At 38.1% G+C, this 24,185-nt stretch carries 19 protein-coding genes and 1 other annotated feature; of the genes, 14 read left to right on the top strand and 5 right to left on the bottom strand.

Going from position 1 to position 24,185, the window contains the following annotated elements:
- Nucleotides 1-6: 6 nt before the first annotated feature.
- On the bottom strand, nucleotides 7-2,886 hold the full coding sequence (locus tag MKX65_RS18200; RefSeq protein WP_340904920.1) for a transglycosylase domain-containing protein: 2,880 nt from the start codon (nucleotides 2,884-2,886) through the stop codon (nucleotides 7-9).
- A 144-nt stretch (nucleotides 2,887-3,030) separates the two neighbouring features.
- Nucleotides 3,031-3,259 (top strand) — a binding site (T-box leader).
- A 56-nt stretch (nucleotides 3,260-3,315) separates the two neighbouring features.
- On the opposite strand from MKX65_RS18200, the gene tyrS reads away from it, so the two are divergent.
- The 4 genes from tyrS to MKX65_RS18180 all read left to right on the top strand — a co-directional run bounded on the left by tyrS (nucleotide 3,316) and on the right by MKX65_RS18180 (nucleotide 8,543).
- Nucleotides 3,316-4,575, top strand: a complete 1,260-nt coding sequence (gene tyrS, locus MKX65_RS18195) for a tyrosine--tRNA ligase (RefSeq protein ID WP_340904919.1) — start codon at nucleotides 3,316-3,318, stop codon at nucleotides 4,573-4,575.
- Nucleotides 4,576-4,692: 117 nt separating this feature from the next.
- Nucleotides 4,693-5,598 carry a nuclease-related domain-containing protein gene (locus tag MKX65_RS18190; protein WP_340904917.1) on the top strand — a complete coding sequence of 302 codons (906 nt, stop codon included), beginning with the start codon at nucleotides 4,693-4,695 and terminating at the stop codon, nucleotides 5,596-5,598.
- Nucleotides 5,599-6,294: 696 nt separating this feature from the next.
- A complete protein-coding gene (locus tag MKX65_RS18185; RefSeq protein ID WP_340904915.1) occupies nucleotides 6,295-6,828 on the top strand; it encodes an NfeD family protein in 534 nt (177 codons plus the stop codon).
- A gap of 203 nt (nucleotides 6,829-7,031) precedes the next feature.
- Nucleotides 7,032-8,543 carry an SPFH domain-containing protein gene (locus tag MKX65_RS18180; RefSeq protein ID WP_445677924.1) on the top strand — a complete coding sequence of 504 codons (1,512 nt, stop codon included), beginning with the start codon at nucleotides 7,032-7,034 and terminating at the stop codon, nucleotides 8,541-8,543.
- Nucleotides 8,544-8,582: 39 nt separating this feature from the next.
- On the opposite strand, the gene rpsD is transcribed toward MKX65_RS18180, so the two are convergent.
- On the bottom strand, nucleotides 8,583-9,185 hold the full coding sequence (gene rpsD, locus MKX65_RS18175) for a 30S ribosomal protein S4 (protein WP_160546980.1): 603 nt from the start codon (nucleotides 9,183-9,185) through the stop codon (nucleotides 8,583-8,585).
- Between the two features lie 321 nt (nucleotides 9,186-9,506).
- Between rpsD and MKX65_RS18170 the strand changes: the two genes are divergently transcribed.
- The 3 genes from MKX65_RS18170 to megL all read left to right on the top strand — a co-directional run bounded on the left by MKX65_RS18170 (nucleotide 9,507) and on the right by megL (nucleotide 13,335).
- The gene (locus MKX65_RS18170; protein ID WP_340904913.1) at nucleotides 9,507-10,091 is read left to right on the top strand and encodes a hypothetical protein; all 585 of its coding nucleotides are present in this window, start codon (nucleotides 9,507-9,509) and stop codon (nucleotides 10,089-10,091) included.
- A 66-nt stretch (nucleotides 10,092-10,157) separates the two neighbouring features.
- Nucleotides 10,158-12,026 carry a sensor domain-containing diguanylate cyclase gene (locus MKX65_RS18165; RefSeq protein WP_340904912.1) on the top strand — a complete coding sequence of 623 codons (1,869 nt, stop codon included), beginning with the start codon at nucleotides 10,158-10,160 and terminating at the stop codon, nucleotides 12,024-12,026.
- A gap of 118 nt (nucleotides 12,027-12,144) precedes the next feature.
- Nucleotides 12,145-13,335, top strand: a complete 1,191-nt coding sequence (megL, locus tag MKX65_RS18160) for a methionine gamma-lyase (protein WP_160546983.1) — start codon at nucleotides 12,145-12,147, stop codon at nucleotides 13,333-13,335.
- A gap of 25 nt (nucleotides 13,336-13,360) precedes the next feature.
- Here the strand turns inward: megL and MKX65_RS18155 are convergent, their stop codons facing one another.
- Entirely contained in the window at nucleotides 13,361-13,843 is a 483-nt protein-coding gene (locus MKX65_RS18155; RefSeq protein WP_160546984.1) for a GAF domain-containing protein, read from the bottom strand.
- Nucleotides 13,844-13,991: 148 nt separating this feature from the next.
- Between MKX65_RS18155 and refZ the strand changes: the two genes are divergently transcribed.
- Nucleotides 13,992-14,624 carry a forespore capture DNA-binding protein RefZ gene (gene refZ, locus MKX65_RS18150; RefSeq protein WP_340904911.1) on the top strand — a complete coding sequence of 211 codons (633 nt, stop codon included), beginning with the start codon at nucleotides 13,992-13,994 and terminating at the stop codon, nucleotides 14,622-14,624.
- Here refZ and hisJ read toward each other — a convergent pair.
- The gene (hisJ, locus tag MKX65_RS18145) at nucleotides 14,621-15,412 is read right to left on the bottom strand and encodes a histidinol-phosphatase HisJ (RefSeq protein ID WP_340904910.1); all 792 of its coding nucleotides are present in this window, start codon (nucleotides 15,410-15,412) and stop codon (nucleotides 14,621-14,623) included. The two genes, refZ and hisJ, sit on opposite strands and share 4 nt — an antisense overlap.
- A 219-nt stretch (nucleotides 15,413-15,631) precedes the next feature.
- On the opposite strand from hisJ, the gene ezrA reads away from it, so the two are divergent.
- The 6 genes from ezrA (at nucleotide 15,632) to rarD (ending at nucleotide 22,883) form a co-directional block, all read left to right on the top strand.
- Entirely contained in the window at nucleotides 15,632-17,323 is a 1,692-nt protein-coding gene (ezrA, locus tag MKX65_RS18140) for a septation ring formation regulator EzrA (RefSeq protein ID WP_340904909.1), read from the top strand.
- A gap of 125 nt (nucleotides 17,324-17,448) precedes the next feature.
- Nucleotides 17,449-18,591: a cysteine desulfurase family protein gene (locus MKX65_RS18135; protein ID WP_340904908.1), complete on the top strand. Its 1,143-nt coding sequence runs from the start codon at nucleotides 17,449-17,451 to the stop codon at nucleotides 18,589-18,591.
- Nucleotides 18,591-19,802 (top strand): tRNA uracil 4-sulfurtransferase ThiI, encoded by a 1,212-nt coding sequence (thiI, locus tag MKX65_RS18130; RefSeq protein WP_340904907.1) that lies wholly within the window; start codon nucleotides 18,591-18,593, stop codon nucleotides 19,800-19,802. The genes MKX65_RS18135 and thiI overlap by 1 nt, the downstream gene beginning before the upstream one ends.
- Nucleotides 19,803-19,886: 84 nt before the next feature.
- A complete protein-coding gene (locus MKX65_RS18125; RefSeq protein ID WP_119709401.1) occupies nucleotides 19,887-20,087 on the top strand; it encodes an alpha/beta-type small acid-soluble spore protein in 201 nt (66 codons plus the stop codon).
- A gap of 158 nt (nucleotides 20,088-20,245) precedes the next feature.
- On the top strand, nucleotides 20,246-21,832 hold the full coding sequence (mbcS, locus tag MKX65_RS18120; protein WP_340904905.1) for an acyl-CoA synthetase MbcS: 1,587 nt from the start codon (nucleotides 20,246-20,248) through the stop codon (nucleotides 21,830-21,832).
- A gap of 124 nt (nucleotides 21,833-21,956) precedes the next feature.
- Complete coding sequence (gene rarD, locus MKX65_RS18115) at nucleotides 21,957-22,883, top strand: EamA family transporter RarD (protein ID WP_340904904.1); 927 nt, start codon at nucleotides 21,957-21,959, stop codon at nucleotides 22,881-22,883.
- A gap of 366 nt (nucleotides 22,884-23,249) precedes the next feature.
- Here the strand turns inward: rarD and MKX65_RS18110 are convergent, their stop codons facing one another.
- Nucleotides 23,250-24,155, bottom strand: a complete 906-nt coding sequence (locus MKX65_RS18110; protein ID WP_340904901.1) for a nuclease-related domain-containing protein — start codon at nucleotides 24,153-24,155, stop codon at nucleotides 23,250-23,252.
- Nucleotides 24,156-24,185: the final 30 nt, after the last annotated feature.

Raw genomic sequence — 24,185 nt, 5'->3', positions numbered from 1 at the left:
TTTTTGTTATCCGTTTGAACCATTACCACCGTTGTTTCCAGGATTTGTCTCGTTTCCATTTCCATTTCCGTTTCCTGATCCGGTTTCACCGCCTGTACCAGGGTCTGTTCCAGTTCCAGGGTCTGTTGCTGGTGGTTCAGCAGGCTTTTCCTCTTCCTTTGGCCCGACTACTGCCTCATTCGAAGGTGCTGATTCTTGTCCTGCAATGTCAACCGCGGTTACATAATACTTCCCATTTCCACCACTAAAAGAAAGGGCAGAGCCGGTTTTAATACTAGCAACTTTATTTCCATTCAAATACACACGATATCCAACAATATCATTTTCAGGGTGAGAACCCCAAGTAATTTGATTGCCATTGACACCTATTGATAAAGGAGATGGTGCCTTTCCATTGTCTGAGAGTTTATCATCTGGAAGAAGAATATTTGCCCAATTGCTATTATTCTTTTTCGGAATCAGATTTTGAACTCCTGTCTTAATTCCAAACAGTTTTTCAATATAATCAGGGTTTAATATCATTCCAGTTTGAGCAAATTCAGCTGGAGTTGAATCTAGTGCTAAATACTTTTTATCACCGATGGTAACGTATTTTCCTTGGACTAAGCTGTCATCAACCGTCGTCGGTACGTATTTCGCATTAAATAAGTCGGTTTGAACTAAGCCAGCCTTTGAACATGCATCTGAAGGGAGCAAACCAGAAATACCACAGAATGAACGTCTCACAATTCCACCAGGCATGTTAAAGCTTTCGGCAGGGTCAACTAAAGCTGGATTTACATCATAAGCTGCATTCATGAGATCAGCCCATAAATAGGTATTTCGTAAGCTATAATTGAGACCAGATGATTTTAGAGATTTTGGTGTATCATACCCATTCCAAATACCAAACGAAACATTTGGATTTACAGCTACGAACCAAGCATCGTGGAAATCTGTTCCAGTTCCAGTTTTTCCAGCCCAATCAGAAGAAAATTTCAGTCTACTTTTAACGGAAGTAGCTGTTCCTGAATTGATTACATCACGCATCATATCTATTGTGAGGTAAGCAGTTTGTGGACTGAATACTTCTACCGGTTTTACTTCATGTTGGTAAAGAATATTTCCGTCTTTATCAACGATTTTTTCAATCATATATGCATCAATAAATTGCCCACTGTTAGCAAAGGTACCGAATGCATTGGTGTTTTCTTCAACAGTAACTCCATTATCTAATGATCCAATAGCTGTTGATAATTGTTCATAATCCCCAGGAGTTAATGAAGAGAATCCCATCTTTTTTAAGTATTCTGCTGGTCTCTGACCAATAATATCTTTGTAAAGTTTAACAGCAGGAACGTTAAATGATTTAGCTAGAGCATATCTAGCTGTAACCAGTCCGCTATAAGTTTTGGTGTAGTTACTTGGCCAAGGACGGTTAATGCCTGGTGCTAAATGTAGTGGTACGTCAGGTAAAATCGTACCTGGTGATGCCTTCCCAAGCTCAAAAGCAGGAGCATAAACAAGCAAAGGCTTCATGGTTGACCCATTTTGACGGATCGCATTTGTAGCATGATTGAGCTGCGAGTCTTCAGAATACTCTCTACCCCCTACGAAACTCAAAATCTTACCCGTTTTGTTTTCAATAAGAATCGCACCTACTTGGACAGGTTCCATAATGGTCACTTCTTCCCCTGTTTCGGGGTCTATTACTGTTTCAGCCTTGTCCGGACCATAGTTTTGATACTCATTCTTCACCTTATCCATGGCGTCATAAAGGTTCTTATCGATTGTGGAGTGAATTTCATACCCGTTACGACGAATGTCTCTGTCTGCCAATGTTTGATATTCTTCAAGCAAAGCATTGTCATTTTGTAAGTCTTCTTCTGTATAACCATCTTTTTCGGCAAGGATTTTTGCAAGTATGTCTATGGCTCTTTTTTCAATTTCAAAGGTAACCCACGGATATTGCTCAATAGAGCTTGTCCCAGCTGGGATAAGATCCTTTGTCACGTCATAGGTTAATGCTTCGTCATATTGGTCTTTTGTAATCGATTTATTTTGGTACATCCTTTGCAACACGGTTTTCATTCTTGTTAACCCTGGCTCAAGGTTCTTTTTTAGTTCTCCTTTATTGGTAAAAGGAGTGTAGCCGAAAGGACTTTGCGGCAAACCAGCGATGAAGGCTGCCTGCGGGAGTGATAATTCCTTTGCGCTAATACCGAATAGTCCCTTTGCAGCTGACTCAACCCCTGCAATATTTCTCCCAGAGGAATTTCTACCAAAGGTCGATACATTTAAATACGCTTCCAAAATTTCTTTTTTGTCAAAAAACTTTTCCAGACGTAGAGCAAGAAGAATTTCTTTCGCTTTACGCTCAAAAGAAATTTCATTTGTAAGGATTTGATTTTTAATAAGCTGCTGCGTTAACGTGCTTCCTCCAGACTGGACAGAGGAGTTTGTTACCTCTTGGAAAAGTGCGCGTAGAATTGCCTTGGGAACTACTCCGTCATGTTCATAAAAGTATTCGTCCTCTGTTGCAACGACTGCTTTTATCAAATAGTCGGACACTTCCTCTAATTTTACTTCTTCTCTCTCTAAATCCGTTCGAAGCTTCCCGAGGTATACATCATTTGCAAAATAAAGATTTGATGTTTCTTCATAGTTGTATATATCTTTCTTCATACTTTCGTAAGATCGGATAGGTTCGTTTTTTGTCAATGATGCGAAGTAGCCTGCTCCAACACCACCTGCAAACGCCCCACCAAGTAGAATAATAATAAGTAATATTAAGGTCAGGTTCCAAACTACTTGATAGGTAATGCTCGCACCTTTTACTGTTTTTTTATTTGTAAAAAGTTGAAGCAATGTCCTCAGTTTTTCTTTCCAATTACGTTCTTCATTCATTGGCAACATTCCCCCTAAAATCAAGTTATATTATACCACAAAAAGGCTATCAGAAAGGGGAATCCTGTCGTTTTATGATAAATTACCTAAAATTGGATTGACAATAAAGGTCTCTTTATGTTAAAAATGCTATTAACACCTAAATATTTTGCCTTGACGGGAATGAGTAGCTGTTCTATCTCTGTTAAAGAAAGCTGACGGTTGATGCGAGTCAGTACAAGTAGAATATCGAATTACCTCCCTGAGCATTTACTGTGAACCTGTAATTAAAGTCAGTTATAGCAGTAAACGGTTATTCCGTTATCTTTTTAAGTGGAGGAGCTTTCTGTTCCTCAAGTTGGGTGGTACCGCGATAAAATTAATCGTCCCTTCGAATCTTTGATTCGGAGGGGCTTTTTTATTTTTCTCACAAATAAGGAGGATCTTTGTATGGATTTATTACAGGACTTACAGTGGCGAGGGATTGTTTACCAGCAAACAGACGAAGAGGGTATTAAAGAGGTTTTAGATAAAGAAAAGATTTCGTTATATTGTGGTGTCGATCCAACTGCTGATAGCATGCATATTGGTCATTTATTACCGTTTTTAACATTAAGACGTTTTCAACAAGCGGGACATCGACCAATCGTATTAGTTGGTGGAGCGACAGGTCTAATTGGTGATCCGAGTGGAAAAAGTGAAGAGAGAAAGTTGCAAACACTTGAACAAGTTCAGGTAAATGTAGAGGGAATTAAGGGACAGTTGAACCGACTCTTTAAATTTGAGGGCGAAAATGGGGCAGTTATGGTGAATAACTATGATTGGGCTGGCTCCATGGATATCGTTACGTTTTTACGTGATTTCGGAAAGCACGTGGGAGTCAATTACATGTTAGCGAAGGATACGATTTCCTCCCGTTTAGAAACGGGAATATCTTTCACTGAATTTACGTACACGATTCTACAAGCAATGGATTTCTACTACCTGCATAAAAATCATGAGTGTAGAATGCAAATTGGTGGAAGTGACCAATGGGGAAATATCACAACTGGTCTTGAGTTGATAAGAAAGATGTCACCAGAAGGCTCAAAAGCTTTTGGTTTAACGATTCCTCTAGTGACAAAAGCTGACGGAACGAAATTCGGGAAAACGGAAGGTGGAGCCGTTTGGTTAGATTCAGAAAAAACATCACCTTACGAGTTTTACCAGTTCTGGATTAACACGAGTGATGCAGATGTTGTGAAATACCTGAAGTTCTTTACGTTCTTATCTAAAGAAGAAATTGAAGAGCTTGAAAAAGCTGTTCAAGAAGAGCCACATCTTCGTAAGGCACAAAAAGCTTTAGGTGAAGAAATGACTCGTTTGATTCATGGTGAAGATGCATTACAACAAGCCATTCGAATTTCCTCTGCTTTATTTAGTGGTGATATTCAAAGCTTAACAGGTAGCGAAATTAAACAAGGTTTCAAGGATGTACCTTCATTTACTTATGAGCAAGGCAGCAGCCTAAACATTGTTGAGTTACTTGTAAATGCGGGAATTGTTCAGTCAAAGCGTCAAGCACGTGAAGATGTAACAAATGGCGCTATTTCTGTAAATGGAATTCGTGTAAGTGAACTCGAATATACATTAGACGACAAAGACCGCATTGACGGAGAATTTACTGTTATTCGACGAGGGAAGAAGAAGTACTTTTTAATTAAATACTAATGAAGTGGGGACCGCTATTTAAGCGGTCTTTATTTAATTTGTAATAAAATAGACAATCATGTCTGTGGGAGGCAATAAAAACAAGAATATAATTTAAAAAACGAAAGGATGTGGACAATGATATACAAATCCCGAAGCGAATCAGCGGAGTTGCTGATACTAAATGCCTTAAACAAACGAATGAGTTTAACGGAAAAAGACAAACAGCACTATTTGGTCTTAAGAAAAGGATATGACGGAGAGGTACTCTTTGATTCGATGACAGAAAAGCTTAAGTGTGAGTGTTTGATTTTGAACGATTTATTACTTCAAATTAATCACACCGTCTTTCAAATTGATGCACTGATGATTACTTCTGATACTGTTCATATTTTTGAGGTCAAGAATTTTGAAGGTGATTATTATTATGAAGACGACAAATTGTATCTAACAAACAAAAAGGAAGTGACCAATCCTCTTCCTCAATTAAGTAGGAGTGAAACTTTATTACGACAGTTACTTCACCACCTCGGCTACCATTCTCCAATAAACGGAAAGGTCGTTTTTATTAACCCAGAATTCTCTTTGTTTCAAGCTCCTCTTGGAAAACCCCTTATTCTCCCAACTCAAGTTAAACGATTCCTAAATAGGGTAAACAATACTCCATCCAAATTAAACGGAAAGCACAAGTTATTAGCGGAAAAATTAAAGTCTCTTCATCTAACTGAATCACCCTATCAGCAATTGCCGAGCTATAGTTATGATGAGGTTCGGAAAGGAATGATCTGTGACAGATGTAATTCTTTTGAAGTGATTGTTGAGGGGAAAAGATGTATATGTGGTGATTGTGGGGGAGAGGAAAAACTATCAGAAGCTTTACTTAGAACTATAGAGGTATTTAAGCTCCTTTTCCCAGAACGAAAAATCAATACTAATGAGTTTTATTATTGGTGTAATGAAGCGGTATCTAAAGAGAGGATAAGAAGGTTTCTTAAAAAGAATTTGAACATGGTGGGGATTCACCAATGGGCTTTTTTTGAATAGTGGATATGATAGACGTTTGAAAGGGTAAATGGTGGATTAATGTCGTTTAACAGTGCTATGAACGGTGTTACGTTCGGAAAGAAGGTCCTTCATTAAGCGAATGAAAGACGTTAGAGAAGAACAAAAGCTAGCTAACGTCTTTCATCAGTCGTATGAAAGATGTTAGAGTAGAACAAAAGCTAGCTAACGTCTTTCATCAGTCGTATGAAAGATGTTAGAGGAGAACAAAAGCTAGCTAACGTCTTTCATCAGTCGTATGAAGGATGTTAGAGAAGAACAAAAGCTAGCTAACGTCTTTCATCAGTCGTATGAAGGATGTTAGAGAAGAACAGAAGGTGGCTAACGTCTTTCATCAGCGGTATGAAGGATGTTAGAGAAGAACAGAAGGTGGCTAACGTCTTTCATCAGCCGTCTGAAGGATGTTAGAGAAGAACAAAAGCTAGCTAACGTCTTTCATCAGTCGTATGAAAGATGTTAGAGGAGAACAGAAGGTGGCTAACGTCTTTCATCAAGCGAATTGAAGGACGTTCAAGGGGGATCAGCAGGATGCTATGCTGTTCACCTAGAACGTTCTCAGGAACTAACCAATACCCAAACCACCAATAGGAAATTTTTTGAAACCTTTTCCTGCAACTTTCGTATTACTTATTAACTACATACGAAAGGAGATTTCAGTAATAAAAAAGAGGTGATTAAATGGAGCTCTTTGGTTTTCCGATCCAGACGGTTTATCTGACAACACTTATCGTTTCTGGTGCGTTAACGGTTCTGTACATTTTTTTTGGCGATATTGCAGATGCAGCACTTGATTTTTTGAATCCAACATTAATTCTTGCATTTCTCACGTTTTTATCAGCATCTGGTTATTTATTAGAGCTAATCACGTCGCTAAATAGTTTGGTGATTCTTTTTATCTCCATTGTCATTGCAATTATATTAGATACTCTATTAAATATCTTTGTGCTAGTTCCGATGTCTTCTGCGGAGGAATCACTCGTTTATACTTCAGATTCATTAAAAGGGAGAGTAGGAATGGTGCTTGTCCCTATTCCACAAGACGGGTTTGGTGAGGTCGTGATAAAAAGCAGCAGTGGAACAATTTCAAAACCAGCGAAAAGTTTTGAGAATGAAGCAATTGCTGAAGGACAAAAGGTATTAGTGATTGATGTGAAGGATGGAGTCCTGCATGTTGCACATTATGAGAAAACAGAAAAGCTATTTTTTACTTAGGCTGTTTTCGTAAAGAATGTTGTTAAAATCTTAAAGCCAATTTTAACGTGGAAATAGCTATTTTACGCTAAATAATTTAGTATGCAGGCTCTATTCTTATTAGATCCAAGCTGTTTTCTGCAGAAACTTAGCACAATCATTAAAATTATGTTCCAAAAAGCAACAAAGTTAAGAAAAGAACCTTTACTTAAGGAGAGATGTCTATGTTACCCATTTTTATTGTAGGGGGCATTGTTGCCTTCTTACTAATTGCACTTATTGCCGTATTTATTACAAAATATCGTACAGCTGGACCTGATGAAGCGTTAATTGTTACAGGGAGTTATTTAGGAAGTAAAAATGTTCATGTAGATGAGTCAGGAAATCGTATTAAAATTATACGAGGTGGCGGTGCATTTATTTTTCCAGTATTCCAACAAGCAGAACCATTGAGCTTACTTTCTAGCAAACTAGAAGTGACGACACCTGAAGTGTATACGGAGCAAGGGGTTCCTGTAATGGCTGATGGGGTTGCGATTATTAAGATTGGAGGATCTATCGAAGAAATCGCGACAGCTGCAGAACAGTTTTTAGGGAAAGCGAAGGAAGATCGGGAAAATGAAGCGAAGGAAGTTCTTGAAGGTCATTTACGATCGATATTAGGGTCAATGACGGTGGAAGAAATTTATAAGAATCGTGATAAGTTCTCTCAAGAAGTACAGAGAGTGGCTTCGCAGGACTTAGCAAAAATGGGACTTGTTATTGTATCGTTTACGATCAAGGATGTTAGAGACAAAAATGGATACTTGGATTCATTAGGTAAGCCAAGAATTGCCCAGGTAAAAAGAGATGCAGACATAGCGACTGCTGAGGCAGAAAAAGAAACACGAATTAAACGAGCGGAAGCAGCCAAAGATGCACAGAAGGCAGAACTTGAAAGAGCTACAGAAATTGCTGAGGCAGAAAAAGTGAACCAAATGAAAATTGCTGAGTATCGCCGTGAACAAGATATTGCGAAAGCTCGGGCGGACCAAGCATATGATCTTGAGACAGCAAGAGCCAAGCAAGAGGTTACTGAGCATGAAATGCAAATTAAAATTATTGAGCGTCAAAAGCAAATTGAACTAGAAGAGAAAGAAATTCAGCGTAGAGAAAGACAATATGATTCGGAAGTAAAGAAAAAAGCGGATGCTGATCGTTATGCGGTTGAACAAGCGGCGGCTGCTGATAAAGCCAGACAGCTTGCTGAAGCAGATGCGAATAAATACCGGATCGAGGCAATGGCAAAAGCGGATGCTGAAAAAGTACGTCTAGACGGACTTGCTAAAGCAGAGTCAGAGCGAGCGCAAGGGGAAGCCGAAGCTGAAATCATTCGCTTGAAAGGTTTGGCTGAGGCAGAAGCGAAGCGCAAGATTGCAGAGGCATTCGATATGTACGGTCAAGCGGCTGTTATGGATATGATTGTAAGGATGCTTCCTGAATACGCGAAGGAAATTGCTAGCCCACTATCTAATATTGATAAAATCACCGTTGTTGATACAGGTGGTGGTGAAGGTGGCGGAGCAAATAAAGTGACAGGCTATGCAACCAACTTGATGTCTTCTTTACAAGAAACATTAAAAGCTTCATCAGGAATTGATGTGAAAAATCTGCTAGAGACTTTCGCAGGTAAAGGGAATGTAAGACAAAGTATTGATCAGTTAGCAGAGGATTTAAAAGAGAGTAAAGCAGAATAATAAAAAAGATCCAGCAAACAATTGCTGGATCTCTTTTTATTAACGAGAGTAGAATTCAACGATAAGAGCTTCGTTGATTTCAGCTGGTAATTCAGAACGCTCAGGTAAGCGAGTGAATGTACCTTCTAATTTGTCAGCATCGAAAGTTAAGAAATCAGGTACGAAGTTGTTCACTTCAACTGCTTCTTTAACGATGTCAAGATTACGTGATTTTTCACGTAAAGAGATTGTTTGACCAGGTAATACGCGGAATGATGGAATATCAACGCGACTTCCATTCACTAAGATATGACCGTGGTTAACAAGCTGACGAGCTTGACGACGAGTACGAGCAAGACCTAAACGGTATACTACGTTATCTAAACGTGACTCTAAAAGAGCCATGAAGTTTTCACCGTGCTTACCAGAAAGCTTACCAGCTTTGTCAAATAAGTTACGGAATTGACGCTCAGTCACTCCATACATATGACGAAGCTTTTGCTTCTCTTGTAATTGTAAACCGTATTCAGATAACTTCTTGCGTTGGTTTGGACCATGTTGTCCAGGAGCGTAAGGACGCTTTTCTAATTCTTTACCAGTACCGCTTAGAGAGATTCCAAGACGACGTGATAATTTCCAGCTTGGGCCAGTATAACGAGCCATGAATGACTCCTCCTCGTGTTTTTATTTTGTTGTAAAATAAAAACAGTAGTGTTCACAAGCAGTATGACCATTTTGTTTTCATGTACCTTCGCCCTAGCAGCCCAAGGGTTACCGATACCCCATCCTAGAAGATCATTCTTCTATTGAGGAACAAAATGTATTCATAAAGGCGTTCACATATGCTGCGCTATTTTACACAAAGAATATTATATGTTTTAAACTAATAGAAAGTCAAGGGGATTTTATTTTTTAGGAATATGTTATTATCTAATGGTTGGTAGTTCATATGGTATAATCTAATTATGAAAAAGAGTGGTTAAAGTGCGTGAAACAAGGAAAGAAAGAAGAATGCGATATCTTTTGCTTTTTATTTGTATAAGTTTTACAATAGGAGTATTGTACTATAAATATAGTAAACAAAGAGTAATAATTAATCCTCCACTTGTCACAGTCCTCCATCAAAGCCTAAGTAAAGAAGATAATCCTATCATCGTTTTAGCAAAAAAACAAGAAAACAACTATATATTAGCCGAGTATGAAGTTCAAATAGAAGATAACTATCATTTTCAGACAAGAAGGGCAATCATCTTAGATGGAAAGCCAACGATGATTTCTTTAGATAAAGAGAGTAAAGGTGTATGGGTGAAAATTGGTGGGCAGTGGAATTATTTCACAAGTGATTTTGAACTTGCTACACGATCAACTGAATATAGAGATCGTAATTCTGGGGAACAATCAAACTTGACCACAATAAAAGAAGATGGACGCACGATCTTTCAATTGGGGGACAAGCAATTGGATGTGGGAGAGAGTAGAATCAACCAACTATTTTCCTTATCAAAGGACGATACCCTATGGCTTGTTATTACTGATCAAGAGATAATAATTTCGACAATAGAAAATTAATATATATTTCATGCGGGATGGGATCAAAATGGTTTCAAACCAGCTAAGGTATTAGGTGATGACGTAATGAGATTTCTTACTGATAAGTCAATTGAAACACTTAAAAGTCAGTTCTTTGATCTAATCGACACGGAGTCGGGAGTTTTTCACTATCAAAATGTATTAAAGACAATGGTTCAAACGGTTCAAAAAATGCTCGAGCTTGATGAAGTGACTTTGTTCATTTGTCATGCATGGAAAAACCAATTTTCCATGGGTGTTTCTACAAACGAAAACCTAATAGAAGTTACAACATCTAATGATTCAAGTGACTGGTTAAGCTCATTGAAAACGATCGATTTTTCCCCAACGGATATGAGCTTTAAGGACTACCAAGTACTTATTCCTCTTGTAAGATCCGGGAGGAATTTAGGTGTTTTATGCTTAAAAGGGAACCAAACATCTATTACCCTTTCTAATCAAGATTGGTTTGAACAATTAGCGGTTGTGTGCTCGTCATTTGTTCAGAAGGCACAAGAATTATATAAAATTGTTCTGGAAGAGAAGCGTTATAAACAGCTATTTCGAGTGAATGAAAAATTCCATTCTACTATGGATATGGATGCTGTGTTAGGTGAGATTATCTATACGCTTCAGGAGGTTTATCCGAGTTTTACGTACTACTTAATGCTTTCTCATGACAATGATAATCATAGCGAACTGCCAATTAAGGATTTGGAATATGATAGTGAAAACATAGCAGCCATGGAAGCCTATGTTACTGGTACAATCCAAATGGAGGATTCCTTGAATGAACGACGATCTGTTCTTTATGCACCTTTAAAAGGAAAACAAGGTGTATACGGGGTGCTTCAAGTTATCGCTCCGGACACATTAACGTTTCCAAGTAACGAAGTGGAGTTTATCAAATTATTAGCAAATACGGCTGGTTCTGCACTTGAAAATGCACAGCTCTATCAGCAATCGAAACGGTTAATTGCTGATTTACAACTCATCAATGAGACTTCTCATCGTTTAAATTCTAATTTGCGATTGACCGAAACCATGTCGTACATGACGGAACAAATTGTACATTCGTTTGATGCAGAAGAAGTTTGCTTTGTGCTGCTTTCGCCCGACCTAAAGCTCATTAGTGTATTAGCTGGTTCGACTCCGTTTTTTGAAACGGAAGCTTCCACGGCATACGTTCAATATGTAATCGACAGACTGAGACAAGAACATGATTCCATTTTTATTGGTGATGTAGATCTAAACCTTGCCCATAACGAAAAAAATTTTCGTTCCATAATGGCGGTTCCTATGGTGCAATCAGGATTGATTAAGGGTCTAGCTCTCGTCATGCATTCGGATCCTTATCACTTTTCTTTCGAGACGTTTAAGTTAATGCAGTCATTAATTCATCATTCTACCTTAGCTTTTACAAATTCCATGCTTAGAGAAGAATTAGAGAAAATGGTTGTTACTGATCATCTAACAAAGCTGTATTCAAGAAATTATTTAGATACAAGGGTTCATGAATCACTTGATGAAGATCAGCAAGGAACCTTTCTATTAATTGATATTGATAATTTTAAAGGTGTTAATGATAAATATGGGCACCAAGTTGGGGACGAGATCCTTATTCAAGTAGCTGATATTATAAAAAGTAATATTAGAGAAAGTGATATTGGCGCCCGTTGGGGTGGAGAGGAGCTCGCTGTTTATCTACCTCGTATTCCACTTGAGGTGGGAATAAGTATCGCCAACCGATTAGTAGATAAAGTAAGGGAATTATCTAAACCATCAATAACGATTTCCTGCGGTGTATCTTATTGGAATGTGGACAATCCAGATAACTTTACAAACTTGTTTAAGCGAGCGGACACTGCCCTTTATGTGGCAAAGGATACGGGTAAGGATCGAGTTGTGGTGCAAGAAAAGATAAACTCATTTTAAGAAAAAGGGGCTCAAATTTTGAGTTCCTTTTTACTCTCCAATTGGGTAGGTATCACATATGCTAGTAAGGAAAAGTCCTTGACAAGTATGTAAGCGCTTACGCGTAAAGGAGGAGCTTATGGGAGAGAAAAAAACGTTTAGGATTGATACAGAAGTGATTCATCGTGGCTATGAGGCTAGTTTATTTGAAGGCAGCTTAGTCCCTCCTATTTTTCAGACATCTACTTATTGCTTTGCAAACGCAGAGCAAGGAGAAAAGAGGTTTGCTGGAGAAGAGTCAGGATATATTTACTCCCGTTTGGGTAATCCAACCGTTTCTATACTAGAAGAAAGAATGGCAGCGATTGAGAAAGGGGAAGCCGCTTTAGCATTTGGATCAGGAATGGCTGCCGTGTCTGCTGTATTAGTTTCTCTTACAAAAGCAGGTGACCATGTTCTTTGTTCTCAAGGTGTATACGGATGTACTTTTGGTTTGCTTAAGATGCTAAATCATAAATATCAGATCACATATACTTTTTCAGAAATGGAATCAAAGGAACAACTTTTACAAGCCATCAAGCCCGAAACAACTTGCATTTATGTGGAAACCCCAATCAATCCAACGATGAAGCTTGTTGACCTAGAAATGGTTGCAGCAGTTGGGAAAGAAAAGGGGATTCCAGTTGTTGTTGATAATACGTTTTGTTCTCCTTATTTACAGACCCCTCTTGAGCTTGGTTGCGATGTTGTCGTTCATAGTGCAACCAAATATATATGTGGGCATGGGGATGTGATTGCTGGTATCGTTGTTGGAAAGCGTGATTTCCTCCAAGAAGTGGCAATGACTACCCAAAAAGATATCGGAGGGATAATTTCCCCGTTTGATGCATGGTTATTACTAAGAGGGTTGAAAACCTTGCCGGTAAGAATGGATCGACATTGTGAGAATGCTAGGGAGATTTATTCGTTTTTAAATGAGCATGGGGCTGTGAATCAAGTATTCTACCCAGGGGACAGTAGACATCCGGATTTTCCCATTATGAAAAAGCAAATGCGTCAGGCAGGCGGATTGCTTTCTTTTACTTTACATGGAGGGGTGGAAGAAGCACAAAAGTTCATGAACCGGTTACAGTTAATAAAGATTGCTGTTAGTCTTGGTGATGCTGAAACCTTAATACAGCACCCAGCAACCATGACTCACTCCGTTGTACCAAAGGAAGAACGAGAAAAGATGGGGATACAAGATAATTTAATACGGTTATCGGTCGGGTTAGAAGCATGGGAAGATATTCAGGAAGATTTGGATCAAGCATTGAGCACTTTAATATAAAAAGAGGCAGTTAATCTGCCTCTTTTTATAAGTGTTTAATTAATTCTTCAACAAATAGCTCAAGCATTTTTTGATCTAGTGTGTCGAAGCGGTTTTTGCTAGGGGAATCTATATCTAGAACTCCCAGAAGTTGTCCTTCTTTTATCATAGGAACAACAATTTCTGATTGGGAAGCTGCATCACATGCTATATGACCAGGAAATTGATGAACATCCTCAACTAAAATCGTCTTTCTTTCTTTTGCACTAGTTCCGCATACACCTCTACCAAGAGGAATTCTTACACATGCTGGCAGGCCTTGGAATGGTCCTAGTACTAATTCTTTGTCCTCATCCATTAAGTAAAAACCAACCCAGTTCACGTCAGACAAAAATTGATTTAATAGAGAAGATGCATTACTTAAATTGGCAATGGCATTCGTTTCGCCTTCTAGAAGCGCCTTCAGTTGTTTTATTAATAGACGATAATTTTGCTCTCTCGTTCCTTCGTAATTCTTTACCTCAAACATTTCCTTCCCTCCAAACAAAAGGTAATTATCATATTTTAGCGAAAATAAGGAGACTTTGTCGAGTTTTTTATACAGGAGAAGAAATGTCGAATAAAGAATGTTATACATAAGGCTTTTTTCTGTGATTAAGAGATGGAGGTGGTTTCAAATGAAGAAAAATTCAAAGGATTCCATTGTCGAGGCAGCAATTTATCTTTTTAACACGAAGGGGTTTTCAGGAACAACGATTCGAGATATTGCCCAAAAGGCAAACAGCAACGTCTCTAACATCTCCTACTATTTCCAGAATAAACATGGTCTTCTTGAGTATTGTTTTCTAAAGTATTTTGAATCGTACATTGCAGAGCTTGAATCAGCATTTTTATGTATTGACCAAGGAGCAAAGGCTACACTTCAGAAAATGGCTGAAAGCATTATTAATTACCACACGGAGAACATGCAGCTGACAAGATTAATTTTAAGAGAAATGTCCATTGATTCCCAAACCGTTAGAGAAATAATGAGTACCTACTTTGCAAAGGAAAAGTATTATTTTAAAGCTGTTATTGAGGAAGGAACAATAACAGGAGAGTTCAGACAAGTGTCTGTTTCTTTTACTATTGTCCAACTCAAATCGCTTTTATCCATGCCTTTTTTAAATACCCATTATCTCTCAGAGGTTCTTCATGTTTTTCCTCATGAACCTTATTTTACACAGAAATATATTGGTGAAATCAATAATTGGATTGAAGGAGTTTTAACTCCCCACCATCCAAAGGAATTAGTGTTTGAATCGATTTAGCTTCTAAGTAATTGCTCATATCCTTGAAGGAGTTCCTTCGCTTGATGAGCGTCAGATCCATATATCATAGGAATGTTTAATTGAATGGCTTGGTTAGCTATCGCTGTTGGCGGATAAGGTTCTAGGCATAACGGCTTTGCTGTTCCAGCTCCGTTATAATCGAGCTCGTAGTTATTTTGTTGCACTTCTAACAAAATATTTCGGATTTCCTTGTTAAAGCTAACTGGACAAGGATATTTTTTTTGGAATTTATTCACCAATGTTATATGTCCGATACGCTTAGGCTTATGAGATCCTAGATTGGACTTTATGGATAATAAAAGCGTTCGATAGTAGGCTTCATATACTTTTTCTATCCCACCATAGCGCTTAATCATATCACCAAATACGTCAGGGCTATAATCTAAACAATCATATTGTCCTTCATGCTTTAAAAAATGGACTGACAAAATACTATCAGTCAGAAAAGGACCGTATTTGTTTAGAAATTCTGTTGTTTCTTTTTCAAATCCCTCAATGTAATCTACTTCTAAACCAGTATGTATGGTGATTTTTCCTCTATATTTATCTCTTAGAATAGCTAGCTCCTCTAAATATGCCGGTAAATCCTCCATTTTCATGGCGCTGTCTTGAAGGGGGGTTGGATCGGTAAAGCCAGCAGGGAGAGGTGCGTGTTCCGTAAATGAAATGGTGGTAATACCAAGTTCCATTGCGTGCTCAATATAAGTTTGAAAAGCATCTTTTGAACCATGGGGACAAAACTTTGAATGAACATGACCATCACGCATAATGAGAATGCCTCCTAGTTTATAATTCTTGCAGTATTTGTCGAAAAAAGAGATGTAATGTAGTTAAAGTGTTTGTAAATAAATTTTAGTACAAAAAAATTGAAATTAATAGTCAAAAAATGTCGTTTACATGGTATCATAAGAGCATTGAAAATACATTTATATGAACCTTTATATAGATAACATAAATGTAGCTCGGATGAGAACAGGGGGCTTAACATGGAGTACATAATCGGGGGCTTAGTTCTTTTACTAGCTCTGTACGTGATTGGATATATGATGAAAAAAAAGCTTTATAAAGAAATTGACCGTTTGGAGAACTGGAAAATAGATATTACGAATCGCCCAGTCCTTGATGAAATGTCGAAGGTCAAACAGCTAAATATGACGGGTGAAACAGAAGAGCTATTTGAGAACTGGAGAAATGATTGGGATGACATTGTAACCAGTCAACTACCAGAGGTAGAAGAGTATCTATTTGATGCAGAGGAATACATTGATCGCTACCGCTTTAATAAAGCCAAACAGGTACAGCGTGCCATTGATTCTCATTTAAGAGAAACAGAAGATAAAATTCAACAGTTACTTGATGAAATCAATGAATTGGTTGGAAGTGAAGAGAAAAATAGAATCGAAATTGAAGAGTTAAAAGAGGTGTATCGTGAGCGCCGCAAAACTCTCCTTGCACACCGTCATAATTTTGGCCGTGCAGAAGCGAAGTTAGAAGTCCTTCTTGATGAAATAGTAGCATGTTTTACTAATTTTGAGGAAAGAACGGAAAACGGCGATTATCTGCAAGCACGTGAGGTTGTGCTATTAATTCAGTCAAAGACAGATGAATTGAGCAAAAAGATGGATGCTATTCCAAATTTACTTATAGAATGCCAATCAAGTATTCCTTCAGAAATCGAGAATCTGAGAGACGGATTCCGTGAAATGCAAAATCAAGGATACCCTCTCGAGCATCTTCATTTTGAAGAGGAGTTAGAAAAACTTCATTTAGAAGTAAATGAATGTTTAGAGTTAATTGAACAGACCGAAATTGATGAACTTCAAAAGAAAATAGATGATGTAAAGGATAAGATGGAAGTTATTTATGATCAATTGGAACAAGAGGTTAATGCCAAGCGGTTTGTTATTGAAAACGAAGACCCAACGAGAAGTATGTTATTCGCAGTAAAAGAAGAAAATAATGTACTAAAGTTCGAAGTGCAGGAAGTACAACAAAGTTATCACCTTGAAGACAGTGAAGTAGAAGGGCAAGTGCAGTTTGAAAAGAAACTTGCTCAGTTAATGAAACGATTTGAAGTATTAGAACACAAAATTGTAGCTGATGAAACGGCCCTTACGATACTAAAAGATGAGCTAGCCGAGTTCAAGCAAGAACTAGAAAAATTAAATCTAGAGCAAAAAGAATACGCTGAAAAACTACAAACACTTAGAAAAGATGAAATTGCAGCACGTGAGACAGTAGTTGAACTTTCCAAAAAAATTGCTGATTGCATTCGTCTTGTAAATAAAAGTAATATTCCAGGTCTTCCAGAAGAGTATCGATATTTATTAGAGGATGCGAGAGAAAGCATTTCAAATGTAAAAACAAAACTAGAAGAAAAGCCGTTAAATATACCTACCGTTCAAAAATATTTAGAAGTGGCTGTTATGACGGTAGATAAAGTATACGACCATACCTCTCAGCTTATTGAAACGGTTCTCTTATCTGAAAAGGTTATACAGTATGGCAATAGATACAGAAGCAGTTATCCGGCTGTACAAAAAGCTTTGGTTGATGCGGAACTGGCTTTTAGAAGCTATGATTATCAAGCAGCACTGGAAGTTGCTGCAACCTCTATTGAGGAAGTAGAGCCTGGTGCATTAAAGCGAATTGAAGCTTTATTACAAGAAACGGTATAAATTTAAATGGAAAAGACCGCTTTTTTTGAAGCGGTCTTTTCCTATTCGTTTTCCTGATTGTCATTTATATGATAACATTATTAGTTGAGTTTACCCGTGATTGGTAAGATAAAGGGGTTTTATACATGATTTATTTTGATAATAGTGCAACAACCAAACCATTTCCAGAAGTTGTGGATTCATTTGTAAAAGTTTCAAGTGAATTTTTTGGGAATCCTTCATCTATTCAACGATTAGGTGTAGAAGCGGAGAGCTTGTTAGCGCAAGCTAGAAAACAAATAGGTGAGCTTTTACAGGTAAATCCGAGAGAGGTTTACTTTACATCTGGAGGTACGGAGAGCAATAACTTAGCAATTAAAGGTACTGCACTTATGTATCGAAACAGAGGGAAACATATTATTACATCAGCGGTTGAGCATGCATCCGTTAGAGAGGCGTTTCAACAGCTGAAGGAATTAGGATTTCGAATAACGGTTGTTCCAGTGGATACGGAAGGGAGAGTTTCTATTTCCGATATAGAAGATGCCATCTGTCACGATACGATCTTAGTGTCGATCATGCATGTAAATAATGAGGTAGGTACGATTCAGCCTATTAAAGAAATCGGCAACATGCTAAAAGGCTATTCCAAAATATTATTTCATGTGGATTATGTACAAGGCGTTGGAAAAGTAGCACTCGATATTCAAAGATATCATATTGATCTCTGCTCGATATCCGCTCACAAATTTCATGGTTTAAAGGGAACAGGCGTGTTAGTCGTCCGTGAAGGGGTCCAAATTTCTCCGCTTTTTTCTGGAGGAAATCAAGAATGGAAGCTCCGAAGTGGGACGGAGAATGTTGCTGGAGCGGTTTCAATGGCAAAAGCATTGAGACTAACTTTACAAAGTTACAAAACAAAATTAAGTCAAATTAGCGAAGTTCAAAGTTATCTTCTTAAAGAACTACAAGCGCTTGAAGATATTGTTATTCATACTCCAAGCAAGGGGCAAGCTCCTCATATCATTAATTTCTCTGTAAAAGGGTTTAGAGGAGAAGTATTTGTACATGCGTTAGAAGAGAAAGGGTTAATTGTCTCGACCACAAGCGCATGTTCTTCAAAAAAGAAGGCCATAAGCCATACACTATTGGCTATGAATGTCTCAAAAGAGGTCGCAGAAAGTGCGATTCGAATGAGTTTATCGTATGAAAACACTCTTGAAGAGGCAAGTAAGGCGGTTTCTATTATACAAACAACAGCTACTGAACTAAGAGAGGTTATGCACTAATGAATTACGATCGAATTTTAATAAGGTACGGTGAAATATCAACAAAGGGACGAAATCGTACGAAGTTTGTTGAAAAGTTGAAAAGAAGTGCAAAGCGTGCACTAACCAAATTTCCTAACATCATTATTGAGACAACTAGGGACCGTATGTATATTTTGTTAAATGGGGAAAATGGTGAGGGAATTATCGAGAAGTTAAAAATCCTTCCTGGCATTCAATCCTTTAGTCCGGTCATTAAGACTAGCCTGGATCTCGAGGAAGTTAAAGAAGCAGCGTTACAATTATTCTTAAACAACTATAAAGTAGGAGATACTTTTAAAATTTCAACTAGACGCGCGAATAAGGACTATCCTCTTGATACAGGGCAACTAAATTATGCTCTTGGTTCTCACATTTTACAAAATGTCCCTGATCTAAAGGTAGATGTGAAAAATCCAACCATTGACGTTCAGGTTGAGGTACGTACAGAAGCTGTTTATCTCTCAATCGAAACGATTATGGGGGCAGGTGGAATGCCTATCGGATCTAGTGGGAAGGCCATGTTGATGCTATCTGGTGGAATTGATAGCCCTGTTGCTGGCTATATGGCCATGAAAAGAGGGGTAGAAATAGAGGCTGTTCATTTCTTTAGTCCGCCTTTTACAAGTGAGCGTTCCAAACAAAAGGTAGTTGAATTGGCAGAAAAGTTGTCATTACTAAATGGTGGGTACTTTACTCTCCATATCGTTCCTTTTACGGCTATTCAACAGCTTATTCAAAAGCAAATACCAGAAAACTATACCATGACGGCAACAAGACGGATGATGCTTCGGATAACAGATGAAATTCGCCGCAAATTTGAAGGGTTAGCCATCGTTACGGGGGAAAGCTTGGGCCAAGTAGCAAGTCAAACCTTAGAAAGTATGCTAGCGATTAATGATGTTACATCTACACCAATTTTAAGACCTTTAATCACTATGGATAAGTCTGAAATAATTAATATCGCAAAAACGATTGATACCCATCATATCTCCATTCAACCTTATGAAGACTGCTGTACTGTTTTTGTGCCTGCCGCTCCGAAAACAAAACCAAAGCTTGAAAAAGTTCAATATTACGAAAGCTTTGTAGACTTTGAACAGTTGATACAAGAAGCGGTTGATAAAGTTGAAACCATTCAAATAAAACCCGATGACGATAAAAAGGATCAAGTATTTGGAGAATTATTCTAACGGAATTGTGAACAATTTCCAAGTGATTATTTGAATGAAGGCCATGTGTTTGACACATTCTATACTCACAAGGAGGTGATTCACATGGCAAACAACAACAATTCAAATCAATTACTTGTAGCTGGTGCTCAACAAGCTATCGACCAAATGAAGTACGAAATCGCTACTGAGTTTGGTGTTAACTTAGGTGCTGAAACAACTTCTCGTGCTAACGGATCTGTTGGTGGAGAAATTACAAAACGCCTAGTTTCTTTTGCTCAACAATCTATGAGCGGAAGACAATAATCACTCCAACTAAATAGAGAAATGGCTACAGAGGCATTCCCTTAAATGGGGTGCCTCTTTATTTATTATAAAACAATTTTAAATTTTAAAATAATTTTGTATAATTACATGTGTGACATCAGAGACATTACATAGAAAATATTTTAGGGGGAGAGGCAGTGAAACGAGAAGATTTACTAGCACCTGAAAAATATAATTTAGTAAGTGAAATGGAAAGATTTTCTGACGATCACGAAAGAGTTGCCCTGATTTGGGAAGATGAGTCGGGATGTAAAAAACAAATCACGTATCAACATTTATTATTGAATGCAAATAAAATTGGGAACGTTTTCTTTTCTGAGGGTTTAAAGCAAGGTGTTGTTGTTCTAATTGTTGTGCCTAGATTAATTGAAGCCTATGAAGTATATATTGCAGCGCTTAAAGCTGGGCTCGTTGTTATTCCTAGCTCAGAAATGCTGCGTACAAAGGACTTTCAATATCGTATTCAACACGGAGACGTAAAGGCAGTTGTAAGTTATTATCCTTATATTGAGCAATTTAATCAGATAGAAGAGTGTAAAGGTATCCCTCGATTTGTCATTGGTGGAAAAGCGGATGGGTGGAAGACGTTAGAAAATGAAATGATGGTGGCTTCTACAGAATTCGAATTAGCATCTACTAGAAGTGATGATATGGCATTCTTATCTTATACTTCAGGAACAACAGGTAATCCAAAAGGGGTTGTTCACACGCATGGCTGGGCTTATGCTCATCTGAGAACAGCAGCTCCTAACTGGTTATGCATTGAGGAAGGAGATCGTGTATGGGCAACGGCAGGACCTGGATGGCAAAAGTGGATTTGGAGTCCATTTTTATCAGTGTTAGGCTCAGGGGCAACTGGATTTGTTTACAATGGTAAGTTTGATCCAAGCAAATACTTGACCTTATTGCAAGATAACAAAATTAGCGTACTATGCTGTACTCCGACTGAATACCGTTTGATGGCTAAGGTAGAAAATATTCATGAGTATCATTTGAACAATCTTCATAGTGCGGTATCTGCTGGTGAGCCTTTAAATAGGAATGTAATTGACACGTTTAAAAAACATTTCGGGCTTGATGTTCGTGACGGATATGGTCAAACAGAGAATACATTACTAGTAGGAATTACAAAAGAGATGACGTTGAAGGCTGGATCGATGGGAAAACCGACCCCGGGAAATAATGTGGAAATTATTAATGAATATGGTGAGATTTGTGAGATAGGTGAGGTTGGTGATATTGCAGTCCATGTTGAAACCCCAGCTTTATTTAAAAATTATTACAAGGACGCGGAAAGAACTGCCATGCAGTTTCGTGGAAACTACTATATAACTGGTGACAAAGCGAAAAAGGATGAAGACGGGTATTTCTGGTTTGAAGGTCGCGGCGATGATATTATTATCAGCTCTGGTTATACAATTGGGCCATTCGAAGTAGAAGATGCTCTAGTGAAGCATCCTTTTGTGAAGGAATGCGCTGTAGTAGCAAGTCCGGATGAAGTACGAGGGAGTATCGTAAAAGCGTTTGTTGTTCTAAAAGAAGGGGTAGATGAAAAGGATCCCGAGCTGATTAGCACCCTTCAAAGCCATGTCAAAGAGTTAACAGCTCCATATAAATATCCGCGGAAAATTGACTTTATCAAAGAACTGCCGAAAACAACCTCTGGAAAGATTCGCAGAGTCGAGTTAAGAAGGAAAGAGCAGGAGCTGGCTAGTCAAAATTAAATAATACTTCAGAGAGAAGAATCCAAGTTCTTCTCTCTTTTTTTGCAAAAAATGTATAGCATGATTTGAATTTACCCCTTATAATAAGTAAATGTTTCGAGTCTAGAAAGAATAGAGGGTACTCATGGAGAGAAATGAAATAAAAACAGGTGCGTTTCAAGCGGGCCTTTCGTATTTATTATGGGGAATTTTACCGATTTACTGGAAGCTACTTGATCATGTAAACGCAGAAGATATTTTAGCCAATCGTATCTTTTGGTCCTTTGCATTTATGATGGTAGTTTTATTTTTTTCAAAAAAGATCAGGAATTTAATTTCCGTTCTAAAAGGTTTTAAGCAAAATCGTAAAGAAATGTACGCACTAATTATTGCTTCTTTATTAATTAGTACCAACTGGTTTATTTATATATGGGCTGTGAATCATCATCATATGATTGAAGCTAGCCTTGGGTATTATATTAACCCGTTAGTCAGTGTTCTATTAGGTGTCATATTCTTAAAGGAGAAGCTTTCTCCTGCTCAGTATGTTTCCTTTATTATCGCTGGAGTTGGGGTATTGATTTTAGGAATATCGTACGGGAAGTTTCCATGGATTTCGATTGTATTAGCATTCTCCTTTGGGGTATATGGACTGGCGAAGAAAATGATTAAAGTTGATTCTGCTGTGGGTTTAACATTAGAAACGTTGGTTGTTACCCCATTTGCGTTTGCATATATGGTTTTCTTATTTTTCAATGGGGAGCATGCGTTATTTGCAGGTTCTGTAACAACTGATCTATTATTGGTCGGAGCTGGAGCAGCGACTGCCTTGCCGCTTCTGTATTTTGCAAAAGGAGCGCAAAAGATTCCGTTATCCATGTTAGGATTGCTGCAATATATCGCGCCGACAATCACTCTATTATTAGGAGTTCTTGTATACGGAGAGCACTTTACCAAGCACCACTTACAAGCGTTTGTCTTTATCTGGTCCGCCTTAACTATATACTCACTATCCCGCACCAAACTATTTGCCAACTCTGCAGGATCACTCAGGAAAAGATTTGGGGCATGATGGGAAAAGGAGAAGCTGACTGCTTGGCAGTCAGCTTTTTGACTGTGTTTGTGCCATGAACGGATAAGTTAATAGGGTTCTAATTGCCCGGTTGGGTCGGAGAACAGGTTAAGCGGTCAGATAGAGGAGTTCTAATTGCCCGGTTGGGCGGGGGGACAGGTGAAGCGGTCAAATAGAGGAAATCTAATTGCCCGGTTGGGTCGGAGATCAGGTGAAGCGGTCAAATAGAGAAGTTCTAATTACCCGGTTGGGCGGGGGAACAAGTGAAGCGGTCAAATAGAAGCGCTCTAACTGCCCTGTTGAGTGGAAATAAGGTGAAACGGTTAGATAGAAAGAAGATTGCTGGGTTCAACGAAAAAATCAGTTCTAAATAAAGTAAGTGTATCGCTTCGAGCTTTGACTAATAAATTGTTTCTTTAGTATTCGTCGTACAGATTTTTCGGACACGACCCCACCGCACCAGTCAGATACACCATTAGTGGTTAACTGTTTATCAGGAAACAGTTTTTGATATTCGAGTACGTTTCTTAGCACAGCTGCTTCAACGGATTCCTTATAACCGCAAGATTTACAGTATATATATGATTGACTATATGGAAAAAGAAACTTTCCACATAAGGAGCAAGGAATTCCTTTTGTTAACTCTTGATAACTATAATTAGGCAATCGTTCATAGGGGTTCTTATCCAAGTGGCATGAGACAATTTTCTCTGCAAGAGCTTCATCCTGAGCAGAAATACTATAAACATCGCGATTGGAACTCTGTATAAACCGATTTAATTGACTTGGAAGTAAAATAGAAGATTGAATGGGTGCATGAAAGAGAGTGAACTCGGGGTTTACAAATACTAGATAAGCTTCAACGGGGATGTTTATGCCTAGGTCTTTTAATAATCTTCTAAAGGCGGTTTCGGTTCTCTGGAGTTGTATGAGGGGGCTTTGGATTTCCACTTTCTTAATCGTATACCAACGATTATTTTCTAAAAAATATTCTCCGTCAAAATTTTTCACTTCAAAAATGATAAACTTCCTTTTCAAGAGCAATGAGTCAATTTGAAATGTATGTCCACCACTATTTGTAAGTAATAAATCATTCATCATTAAATAATTGGGGGATGATAGCCCATTAGTCATTAGGTAATCCCACTGCAATTCTCCGGCATACCCTTTTTCCAATTTTTCAAGCCGATCAACCTCTAGTAATTTCATTCGTTTATCCAAGTACCTTAAAATCAAGAGTTCTTTCGGTACCGTTCTTTGTTTTATGATCAATTGATAACCTCCTAAATAGGGGCTTGTCCA

This window comes from Robertmurraya sp. FSL R5-0851 (genome assembly GCF_038002965.1).
Classification (GTDB): Bacteria; Bacillota; Bacilli; order Bacillales; family Cytobacillaceae; genus Robertmurraya_A; species Robertmurraya_A beringensis.
Note: the sequence above shows the minus strand (reverse complement) of the source record. Positions and strands in the feature narration are given on the sequence as shown.

Coding starts and splice junctions, on each gene's coding strand:
- megL (WP_160546983.1), top strand. CDS start 12,145: ATGGGAGAGAAAAAAACGTTTAGGATTGATACAGAAGTGATTCATCGT.
- rarD (WP_340904904.1), top strand. CDS start 21,957: ATGGAGAGAAATGAAATAAAAACAGGTGCGTTTCAAGCGGGCCTTTCG.
- MKX65_RS18125 (WP_119709401.1), top strand. CDS start 19,887: ATGGCAAACAACAACAATTCAAATCAATTACTTGTAGCTGGTGCTCAA.
- thiI (WP_340904907.1), top strand. CDS start 18,591: ATGAATTACGATCGAATTTTAATAAGGTACGGTGAAATATCAACAAAG.
- ezrA (WP_340904909.1), top strand. CDS start 15,632: ATGGAGTACATAATCGGGGGCTTAGTTCTTTTACTAGCTCTGTACGTG.
- MKX65_RS18165 (WP_340904912.1), top strand. CDS start 10,158: ATGAGATTTCTTACTGATAAGTCAATTGAAACACTTAAAAGTCAGTTC.
- MKX65_RS18185 (WP_340904915.1), top strand. CDS start 6,295: ATGGAGCTCTTTGGTTTTCCGATCCAGACGGTTTATCTGACAACACTT.
- MKX65_RS18155 (WP_160546984.1), bottom strand. CDS start 13,843: ATGTTTGAGGTAAAGAATTACGAAGGAACGAGAGAGCAAAATTATCGT.
- MKX65_RS18190 (WP_340904917.1), top strand. CDS start 4,693: ATGATATACAAATCCCGAAGCGAATCAGCGGAGTTGCTGATACTAAAT.
- MKX65_RS18200 (WP_340904920.1), bottom strand. CDS start 2,886: ATGAATGAAGAACGTAATTGGAAAGAAAAACTGAGGACATTGCTTCAA.
- MKX65_RS18180 (WP_445677924.1), top strand. CDS start 7,032: ATGTTACCCATTTTTATTGTAGGGGGCATTGTTGCCTTCTTACTAATT.
- MKX65_RS18135 (WP_340904908.1), top strand. CDS start 17,449: ATGATTTATTTTGATAATAGTGCAACAACCAAACCATTTCCAGAAGTT.
- rpsD (WP_160546980.1), bottom strand. CDS start 9,185: ATGGCTCGTTATACTGGCCCAAGCTGGAAATTATCACGTCGTCTTGGA.
- refZ (WP_340904911.1), top strand. CDS start 13,992: ATGAAGAAAAATTCAAAGGATTCCATTGTCGAGGCAGCAATTTATCTT.
- hisJ (WP_340904910.1), bottom strand. CDS start 15,412: ATGCGTGATGGTCATGTTCATTCAAAGTTTTGTCCCCATGGTTCAAAA.
- tyrS (WP_340904919.1), top strand. CDS start 3,316: ATGGATTTATTACAGGACTTACAGTGGCGAGGGATTGTTTACCAGCAA.